Consider the following 9,397-nt stretch of genomic DNA (forward strand, 5'->3'; position numbering starts at 1 on the left):
CCCCCACTTTGTTTTTTCTTTTTGGGGGTGGGGGGCGTCGGCGCCGCGCGTATTCACCCCCCCCCCCCCCCCCCGCTTTTCGCGAAGCCGGTAGCTGTCACCGCGGATGGTGGTCATTGTCGAATGATGAAGCAGGCGATCAAGGATCGCGGTCGCGACCACGGGATCGCCAAACACGCTGCCCCATTCGCCCACCGAGCGGTTGGAGGTGATCAGGATCGATCCCCGCTCATAACGCCGCGACACCAGCTGGAAGAACAGATGCGCGGCGTTGGCTTCGAACGGGAGATAGCCGAGCTCGTCGATGATCAACAGTTTCGGCCGCGACAGGGTCGTCAGCTGCTTTTCGAGTGAACCGTCGTCATGGGCCTTGGCCAGCATCGCCACCAGCGTGGCCGCCGTGACGAACTGGACGCTATGGTTCTGCCGGATCGCCTCGCGCCCGAGAGCCACCGCCAGATGTGTCTTGCCCGTACCCGGAGGTCCAAGGAACAGGACCGTGTCGCCATGGGCAATCCAGCGGCAGGTTGCGTGTTTCAGAAATTCGCGGACACCCATTCCGCTAATTCGCGGACAGCGATTTCAGTAATTACGGGACAGTGATTCCGCTAATTCCCGGACAGTCTTCGGGGCGGATAACGGTCGGTTCTCGGGAGCGCCGTTCTGGCATTTTGCCCTCTCATCATCGGGTTGAGAGGGGCCATGCCAAGACGGAAGCAAGCGAGACGAACGACAGTGAAAGACCTACGATCAATCCTGCGCCTGACGCAGGAGCAGGGCCTCTCGGTGCGAGCGGTGTCGGAACGGCTGAAGATCAGTAAGACTTCGGTTTCGACCTATCTGTTGCGGGCGCGTGAGGCTGGCATCTCGGACTGGCCGCTGCCGCCGGGCTATGACGATGACGTATTGCTTGAGCGGCTTCTGTTTCGCCGGGTTGGCCGTCCGCCGCAGGATCTGGACGAGCCCGATTGGGCGATGATCGCGCGCGAGTTGAAGCGCAAGGGCGTGACGCTGACGCTGTTGTGGCAGGAATACCGTGCGGCGCATCCCGATGGTTATCGCTACACGTGGTTTTGCGACCGGTTCGGCGCTTTCCAGCGCCGGGCGAGCGCAACTTTCCGCAACCGCCACGAGGCGGGCGCGGTGATGCAGACCGACTATGCGGGCCACACCGTGCCCGTTGTCGATCCCGATACTGGCGTCATCTACCAGGCTCAGATCTTCGTTGCAGTGCTGGGCGCCTCGTCCTTCACCTTCGCCCATGCCAGCTTCAGCCAAAAACTGCCGGACTGGATCGAGGGCCAGTGCCGGGCACTCACCTTCTTCGGCGGGGTAACGAAGGCGATCGTCTGCGACAATCGGAAGGCCGGCGTCGCCAAGGCGCTGTGGTTCGAGCCGACGCTCAACCAGACCTTCGCCGCCATGGCCGAGCATTACGACACGACGATTCTGCCGACCCGAAGCCGCAAGCCGCGCGACAAGGGCAAGGTCGAGGGCGCGGTGCTGATCGTCGAGCGCTGGGCCTGGCCCGGCTGCGCAACCGGCGCTTCTTCAGTCTCGGCGATCTCAACGCCGCCATTGCGGGGTTGCTGGAGGATCTCAACAACCCTCCCATGCGCCATGTCGGCAAAAGCCGCCGCGAACTGTTCGAGGAGATCGAGCGGTCGGCTCTGGCGCCGCTGCCGTCGGCGCCGTTCGAATATGCGGAGTGGAAATCGGCCAAGGTGCATCCCGACTACCATGTCGAGATCGACAGGACCTTCTACTCGGTGCCGCACGCGCTGATCGGGCGGCGCGTGGATGTGCGGCTCACCCACCGGGTGGTCGAGCTCTTCCATGATCACAAGCGCATCGCCAGCCATGTCCGCCGCTCGCAGCGCTGCGGCCATGTCACCGTCAACGAGCACATGCCCAAGGCGCACCAGCGCTATGCCAACACGACGCCGGCGAACCTGATCCGGCAGGCAGCCGGGATCGGCGCCAACACCGCCATGCTGGTCGAGCGGATGATGCGCGACCGTCCCCATCCCGAGCAGGGATACCGCTCCGCGTTTGGCATCCTCTCGCTGGCCCGTCGCTACGAGCGGGATAGGCTCGAGGCGGCCTGCGAGCGGGCGCTGGCCATCAATGCGATCACCTACTCCTCCGTCAACGCCATCCTCAAATCCGGCCTCGACCGCGTGCCGCCCGCGGCCGAGCCGGCCAAACCCACGCCATCGCACACCAACATCCGCGGCGGCTCCTATTATCAGTGAAGGAAGGAGACCAACTATGGTGACACATCCAACCCTCGACCAGATGCAGGCTCTCGGCCTTGGCGGAATGGCCGCCGCCTATCGGGACCTGGCCGACCAGAGCAACGCCGACGATCTCAGTCGCGACGAATGGCTTGGCCTGATGCTCGATCGTGAAGCCGCCATGCGTGCCGACAAGCGTCTGACCAACCGTCTCGCCGTTGCCAGGCTGCGCTTTGTCGACGCCTGCATCGAGAACATCGACTTCGCCGCGCATCGCGGGCTCGACCGGCGCAATACGCTGTCGCTGGCCCAGGGCGCCTGGCTGAAGGCGCATGAAAACCTCATCATCACCGGGCAGACCGGCACCGGAAAGACCTGGCTGGCCTGCGCCTTCGGACGTCAGGCCGCCCGGCTCGATCATTCCGTGCTCTACCTGCGCATGCCGCGTCTGTTCGAAGATCTCGCCCTGGCGCGTCTCGACGGCCGCTTTCCCCGTCTCATCGACAAGCTGGCTCGGGTGCAACTGCTCATCCTTGACGACTGGGGCACCCACAGCCTGACCGACCAGCAGCGTCTCGATCTGCTGGAAATCTTCGAGGAACGCTATCGCCGGAAATCGACGCTGATCACCGCGCAACTGCCGATCGCCCAGTGGCATGCCATGATCGGCGAGCCGACAATCGCCGACGCCATTCTCGACCGGATCGTTCACAACGCCCATCGCGTCACCCTCGAAGGCGACAGCATGAGAAAGCAAAAAACACCGCCGCTCTTGACCGGCGCCGAAAACGGCGAAATCAATCGCAAATGAGTTCAACCAGGCAACCGGGGGCCGACCCCATCCTGCTGTCCGCGACTTAGTGAAACTGCTGTCCGCGATTTAGCGGAACGACTGTCCCGTTTTTGCGAAATGCGCAGCAGGTCGCCAGCTCCCGGACTTGGCGCTGATCCAGCGACGGCTGCGCGTCGAAGTCGAAGCCATCGAGTTCGCGCACAAACGGGAACTGCGCGATCTTGCCTGCCATGGAGATGCGCCGCTCGTCGCGCCGCGCGATCTCGCGCGTCACCAGGAAGGCCAAAGCCTCGCGCAAGGTCATTTGCGAACGCGCCGCTTCGTCCAGCAGCGTATCGAGCTGATCCCGGATCGCGGTCAGCTTCAGCCGGTCGAGCTGAGCCACCAGCATCTCATGATCGACCGCCGTCATCACCAGCTGCCTCCCACCAGTGCCTAATATTCGGCCAGTGGCCGCAACAGAGCGGAAGGCGCAACAATATCCGCCGATTGTACCGGCGCAGCAGCGCCGACCACGCCGGCAAGATGCGCGCGCTCGACAATCCGTTGGCGACGTCCCCGGCACAAGGCATGATCCGCCACCACCTCGCCCGCATGACGCACGATAACGCGGCCGCCCAACACCACGACTTGGACGCTCTCCCCGATCAGCCGCCAGGGAACCGGGTAACTGTTCGTGTCCAGGTCGATAGCGCAGTCCGCCTGGACCTTGCGCACGAGATCCCGCAGCTGCCCAAACGGCGCCCGTCCGCCCAGAGGGCGAAGCGCCCCGGCCTCTTCGGCAAAGCGCTCCGCCGGAGCCACGCCGGTCGTGCCATGCACACGCTGATCGGCAATCTCGCGCGTCCACCGGTCCAGATGCGCCTCGAACGCCGCCCAGTTCTCGAACCGGCGGCCGGCAATCGCATTGCGCTTGACGTAGCCGACCCCGCGTTCGTCCTTCCCCTTCGTACGCCCGGTAGGGCGCACAAGCCCGCGGCGTAAATCCCCAGTAGCGGGCAAAGGCGTGCAGCCGCATGTTGAACCGCACCTCCCGCGTCGTCGCATAGTGATGTTCGACCAGCGCCTTCGGGTCGTCGAACAGTACTTCCGTTGGAACCCCGCCGAAGCGAAGGAAGGCTCCTTCCATCCCCTCGAACCAGTCCGCGTGCGCTCCCGAAGCGAGGGACGGATATGCAGCCGACGCGAGTAACCCAGCGTTGCTACAAACAGGTGCACCGGAACACGCTCGCCGCCGATCCACGCCCGCGTGTCGCCAAAGTCGATCTGCGTCTGATGTCCCGGCGCCGTCTCAAACCGAACCGTCGCGCGCTTCTGCGCCCTCAACTCCCGACGCCAACCCTGCACCCGAAGCTCCACCGAACGAAGCCCTATGACGATCCCATGTTCCCTCTGCAGTTCCTGGCGCACCACATCGGCATTGCCGCCATGGCGGAAGAAGCGCTCCCGCAGCCAATCGTCCAGCCCGTCAAACGCGGTCGGCCGCACAGGCTACATCTCCTCTCCCTGCATCGTTCTCGACAATGCAGGAATCGCCGAAATCCCAATCGTCATCCATGCCTCCTCTCATAACCGAGGGGGTCAGTTCTTCATTTCGTTTGCGGAGGAAAGCGCGAACACGGTCATAGGCGTGGTTGTCGACCGCCCGATAGGCCGGCAAATTGTGCAGCGTTCCACAAACTCGGCCTGCGCTTTTCCCGCCGCTCCTATGGCGGCGCCTGGGACGGCAAGCTGATCTGGGACCGGCTGACTCATTCGCGGGTGATCGGCCTTTTGACCAATCCGTCCTATGCCGGCACCTATGTGTTCGCCCGTTATCGATCGTCGAAGGCGATCGGGCCGGACGGCGGGATCGAGACCCAGACGCGCTGCATGCCCGACGAAGAGTGGTGGGTGGTCATTGATGACCACCATCCAGGCTACATCACCCCGGATCAGTTTCTCGCCAAAGCCACGCCAAGAACCGCACCAAAGGCGAGGTGCTCGGCGGCACTGCCCGCAAAGGGCTCTGCCTCTTGCAGGGCTTGCTTGTCTGCGGCGCATGCGGGCGCCTGCGCGGCGACAATCAAGGTGAGAGTCCGTATTGCCTCACCTATGGGTGCTCCCGAGCAACTCTGCCGTGGCCGGGCCGCCCTCAGGGGCGGCAATCATAAGGGCTAGAATCGATAGAATTATCGCGGCGAACTGCTGGTCACCTCAATGATTCCAACGCCATCTTCGATTTTGATGTGAGTCCCGAACGGCTTCGACAGCCTCTGTAGACGCTCGAGAATGGCTTCGGCTTTTCGCTTGGTCGCGAGACGCGGCACACCCCGGTTAGCTAACCTTTCCGAGTAACCGAGTTCGACCGGAAGCAGCCTCAGTTCAGCAAGCTGATTTTGCTCAAACCGGCTGACGGTGATAATACTCTCATAGCACTCCGTACTCTGAATGCCCTGTTCGTTCATGGCTTGGACTAGGATATCAGCCACAGTGTCGACACATGGGTCTTTATCATATTCATCGAAAAAATCGGCCCCCTCAATCATTTGAAGGTTGTCGAAGATGAAGTTACCCAAGCTGTAAAAAATAGGCCGGCCTCTATAGATCTCGATGCCCCGCAGTTGATGAGGCCCATGCCCGACATATGCGTCGGCCCCAGCATCTATCAACTGGTGGGCTAGCGACTGTTCGTAATCAGGTGGCTCTTGGCTCCATTCGCCTGGCTCATGACCGTGGTTAGTGACAATCAAGAAGTCGGCAAACTGCTTGCCTTGGCGAACGTTTCGTAGGATGCCACCCAGATCGCGGGGGTCCGGTTTGAAACTATATCCAACTTTCTCGCCGGTCTTGAATGTCACACCGGCGAGAATAACTCGGTCTTCATCCTCACGACCTGGACTTGAGTCAGGCAACGAATCGTGTATGCGCTTCAAGCTTTCGAGCATCTCTGGCCGAACTACGACACTATTGGCCAACCGAAGGGTGGCAAGGCCTGGTCTGCCTGGCGCTTCGCCTGCAGGATCGCATGCACGGGACATAGGCGTAAACGTGGCCGCGAACGATACCATCGCTACGCGACCACGGGCGGTCTCAAGATAGCGAGCGGCCCCCGCTTGCGCTAAACTGTCACCAGCGCCCGCATGAATAATGCCATTCTGGTCGAGCACACGACCTGTTTCGCGCATGCCTTCCGCCCCCCAGTCAAACGTGTGATTGTTCGCAACAGCTAGAAGGTTAAATCCCATAGCTTTCAAATCCAGTCCAAGTTCTGGCGGTCCGACGTGATAGCCCCCACCGTGCTCGGCTTGGGGGCTTCCCTTAAACGAGCGGGTTTCGAAAATATTCGTCTCAAGGTTGCCAAATGTAGCATCAGCGCTCCGAAGTATTTCTACAACATCGCCTAGGCCGTTTCGCTGGTTCTTGGTTACGGGACGCCTCATCATAAGATCACCAACCGCAACCATTGTGAAGCCATCCGCAACGTTTGTTGCTATCGAGCCAATGGTGTCGAACTTTTCAACTTGTGTCATCGGCACTAATCCCTTTTTGAATATTTAACGTTGCCAGTATCTGGTTCGCTGTTCTCGGCGCCAACGCCAGGTGTGGGAATCGAGAGGGCGCCAACGTGTACTGCCGCGTGAGAGAGACATCACGAGAAGGCTATGACGCCTTCGCACGCAAATCACTAGGCACGACGTCCAAGGGGATTGGGCAGCGATATGGGCGACCCCGAGTACGCTGCTTCAACTCCGCCTTAGCACGAGCGATGATATCCGGTTTGCGTATGCAATCGGCCGCCGTAGCGGCCATAGCCTTGGCGGCCAAAACCATTCCCTTGTGAGCTGCGGGCAAGTTGCCCTGCGTAACGAGTTGCCAAGTGTGGAATGGCGTACCAATGGCGAAACAGGCCGTAAAGCACTGCACAGTCGGTACGATCCAGCTTACGTCCCCTACGTCTGTCGAGCCCATGTCAAATTGATCACTTCCCAATGGAAGCAGGCCATCATGCAGTATTTTGTCCTTAAGTGAAATATCTTTCGCCGCGACGCTGGCCAGCACATCTTCGTGCGTCAGCGCCGTACTGCGAAGCTCCTTAGCAAACTCGTAGTCAACGCGGTCGAAGGCGGGTGGGCCGATGCGGCTGATGTTCTCAAACATAACGCCGTACAGTGTTTCGTTGGGTATAATGTTCGCACTGCCGCCGATGCGTTGCACTTTAAAAGAAGTTTCTGTCATCAGAGCAGCGCCCTCCGCGATTTTCGTCACGCGCGCGAGCACGCCCTCAGCATCTATCAAGTCGGGAGAACGAGCAGAATAGGTTGATTCAGCATACGCTTGCACCACATTAGGTGCCTCACCGCCAGCGTTGGTAATCGCATAATGCACGCGTGCGTTGGAGGGTATATGCTCTCGCAGGTAGTTAACGCCCACGTTCATCAGTTCCACCGCGTCTAGCGCACTGCGTCCCAAATGGGGATCCACCGCCGCGTGCGCCGCGCGACCCGTAAAGCTGAAACGAGCGCTAACCGTAGCATTCGTGGACTTGGTCATGACCTCGTTCAGCACTCCTGGGTGCCAGCAAAAGGCAGCATCGAGATCATTGAAGGCGCCGGCTCGAGCCATGTAGGCCTTGCCCCCTCCGGCCTCTTCTGCCGGGCAGCCGTAATAGCGTATTATACCCTCGATGCTTCCCGCTACTAGCGCATCTTTCAACGCCACCGCCGCAAGCGCCGAGCCCGCACCGAGAAGATTGTGCCCACAGCCATGGCCCTGACCACCCTCGGTCGATGGCTTATGCTCAATTGCGCCTGACACCTGAGCGAGATTGGGGAGCGCATCGTACTCGCCCAGGAAGCCGATGATAGGACTGCCCTCGCCGTATTCGGCCACGAAAGCGGTGGCGATACCACCGACATTCCTCGTGATACGGAAGCCTTCGCGCTCGAGCATCGCGATGTGCTCGGCAACTGAGCGATGCTCCTCGAAAGCTAGTTCTGGCATTGTCCAGATGCGGTCGCTCAGGGCGCAGTAGTCGGGCGCCTTCGCATTCGCACGACGGACGATTTCCGCAAGGCTGAGTGGGTCGTTTTCCATAGTCACTTACTCCGTGAGAGGCATGGCGAACCGCTCGGGATGGTCGCTCAGGCCCTAATGGTCATTGCTGAAGTTGGATTGAGTTGATGATTGTGTTCACGTGCCGATATAACTGCGAGCTTCCCAACCCGGGGATTCTGTATCTTTCATCTCTTTTGTTCGTACTCTACTTGCATGATGTTCGGGATTGATGTCAGCGATGTTCTGAAGGTCTTCCAAAGGATTTGTGGCGTTCCCGCAGTGAACGAAGGATGGGCCATCGCAGTGGTCTGGGTCGGAATGTGTTTAGCCGGAGCGCGCATGACAAAGCCATCACCCGCCAATCTGGCATCGGCACCGAGGGCGGCACCTTGACGCGGCAGCGTTCAACCGCGAGCGGGCAGCGCGGGTGGAACGCGCACCCAGTGGGCGGGTTGATTGGGCTCGGCACCTCGCCCTCGACTGGCGCCTCCAGCCGAAGGCGGGTCGGATCCGGTCATCCCCGCGGGCACACCGGGCGGCGCCAGCCTGAGAAGCAGGAAAACCAACATCCCAACCATCGCCATAACGGCGATGGTCGAGAATATTCTGCGAAGAATGTACGTAGCCATTAGCCCGAAAGCCTTTGCATGTTCCACATCGGGAGATACGCGGGCATGCCGATTAGGCCGGTGATGGACTTGCGGCGGGCGCTTGGTTGCACATACTGGCCAAGTTGAACCATGCCGACAAAATCCCAATAGACCTTCTGCATTTTGCGGGCCAACGCCTGGCGCTCTTCGAGCGTTTCGACGCCCACCCATTTGGCCCGCAGAGCCTCATACTCGTCGCTTGTCGGCCACCCGTACCATCCCTTCTTGCCGTTCGCGGCTAGGTCGATATTGGTATGCGGCTGGGTCGAGGAGTAATTGCTGTGATCCGTAATGAAGAGACTCCAGCCGCCGTCCTCAACAGGACCCATCTTTGCGTGGCGCTCGACAACCCCGCCCCAGTCGCTTGGCGCAAGTTCGACATTCACCCCAATCTTGCGCAAATCGGCCGCTAGTAGCTGCGAAGCATTGCTGGACTCCGCCCAGTCGGTGGGTTGGAGAAGGACGACCTTTTCCCCGGCATATCCAGCCTCCTTCAAAAGTTGCTTGGCCTTTTCCGGGTCGCCGCCCTTTTTGAACCAGCCTGTGTTTTCATCGTTGGAATAGGGCGTATCGTTTCCGAACAAAGACGTTATGGTTCTGAAGTATTTTGGGTTACCGATCGAGGCCCTCAGGACTGCCTCCTGATCGACAAGGTGAAGCACCGCCTGGCGCGCCTTGAT

6 protein-coding genes and 5 pseudogenes are annotated in these 9,397 nt (G+C 60.5%); 3 read left to right on the forward strand and 8 right to left on the reverse strand.

Annotated elements, in window-relative coordinates:
• Positions 1 to 573: pseudogene (gene istB / locus NKH01_RS34410) on the reverse strand (IS21-like element helper ATPase IstB); the annotation flags it as partial.
• A gap of 129 nt (positions 574 to 702) precedes the next feature.
• On the opposite strand from istB (NKH01_RS34410), the pseudogene istA (NKH01_RS34415) reads away from it, so the two are divergent.
• A pseudogene (istA, locus tag NKH01_RS34415) lies at positions 703 to 2,255 on the forward strand (IS21 family transposase).
• Positions 2,256 to 2,271: 16 nt separating this feature from the next.
• A complete protein-coding gene (gene istB, locus NKH01_RS34420) occupies positions 2,272 to 3,048 on the forward strand; it encodes an IS21-like element helper ATPase IstB (protein WP_353024658.1) in 777 nt (258 codons plus the stop codon).
• Positions 3,049 to 3,124: 76 nt separating this feature from the next.
• Here the strand turns inward: istB (NKH01_RS34420) and NKH01_RS34425 are convergent.
• Positions 3,125 to 3,442, reverse strand: a pseudogene (locus NKH01_RS34425) (ATP-binding protein); the annotation flags it as partial.
• A gap of 23 nt (positions 3,443 to 3,465) precedes the next feature.
• Positions 3,466 to 4,521, reverse strand: a pseudogene (gene istA / locus NKH01_RS34430) (IS21 family transposase); the annotation flags it as partial.
• Positions 4,522 to 4,761: 240 nt separating this feature from the next.
• Here istA (NKH01_RS34430) and NKH01_RS34435 point away from each other — a divergent pair.
• On the forward strand, positions 4,762 to 5,190 hold the full coding sequence (locus NKH01_RS34435) for a recombinase family protein (protein ID WP_353024663.1): 429 nt from the start codon (positions 4,762 to 4,764) through the stop codon (positions 5,188 to 5,190).
• A gap of 11 nt (positions 5,191 to 5,201) precedes the next feature.
• Here NKH01_RS34435 and NKH01_RS34440 read toward each other — a convergent pair whose 3' ends face one another.
• The 5 genes and pseudogenes from NKH01_RS34440 to NKH01_RS34460 form a co-directional block, all read right to left on the reverse strand.
• Positions 5,202 to 6,542, reverse strand: a complete 1,341-nt coding sequence (locus NKH01_RS34440) for a CapA family protein (RefSeq protein WP_353024660.1) — start codon at positions 6,540 to 6,542, stop codon at positions 5,202 to 5,204.
• Positions 6,543 to 6,672: 130 nt separating this feature from the next.
• On the reverse strand, positions 6,673 to 8,106 hold the full coding sequence (locus NKH01_RS34445; RefSeq protein ID WP_353024661.1) for a M20 family metallopeptidase: 1,434 nt from the start codon (positions 8,104 to 8,106) through the stop codon (positions 6,673 to 6,675).
• 193 nt (positions 8,107 to 8,299) lie between these two features.
• Positions 8,300 to 8,536: a hypothetical protein gene (locus NKH01_RS34450; protein ID WP_502912716.1), complete on the reverse strand. Its 237-nt coding sequence runs from the start codon at positions 8,534 to 8,536 to the stop codon at positions 8,300 to 8,302.
• A 46-nt stretch (positions 8,537 to 8,582) separates the two neighbouring features.
• Positions 8,583 to 8,696: pseudogene (locus NKH01_RS34455) on the reverse strand (ABC transporter permease); the annotation flags it as partial.
• Positions 8,696 to 9,397 (reverse strand): ABC transporter substrate-binding protein (locus tag NKH01_RS34460; RefSeq protein WP_353024662.1); only part of this gene is annotated, 702 nt, incomplete at its 5' end. The pseudogene NKH01_RS34455 and the gene NKH01_RS34460, both read right to left, overlap by 1 nt.

Source organism: Mesorhizobium sp. M1403 (genome assembly GCF_040317695.1).
In the GTDB taxonomy this organism is placed as follows: domain Bacteria; phylum Pseudomonadota; class Alphaproteobacteria; order Rhizobiales; family Rhizobiaceae; genus Mesorhizobium.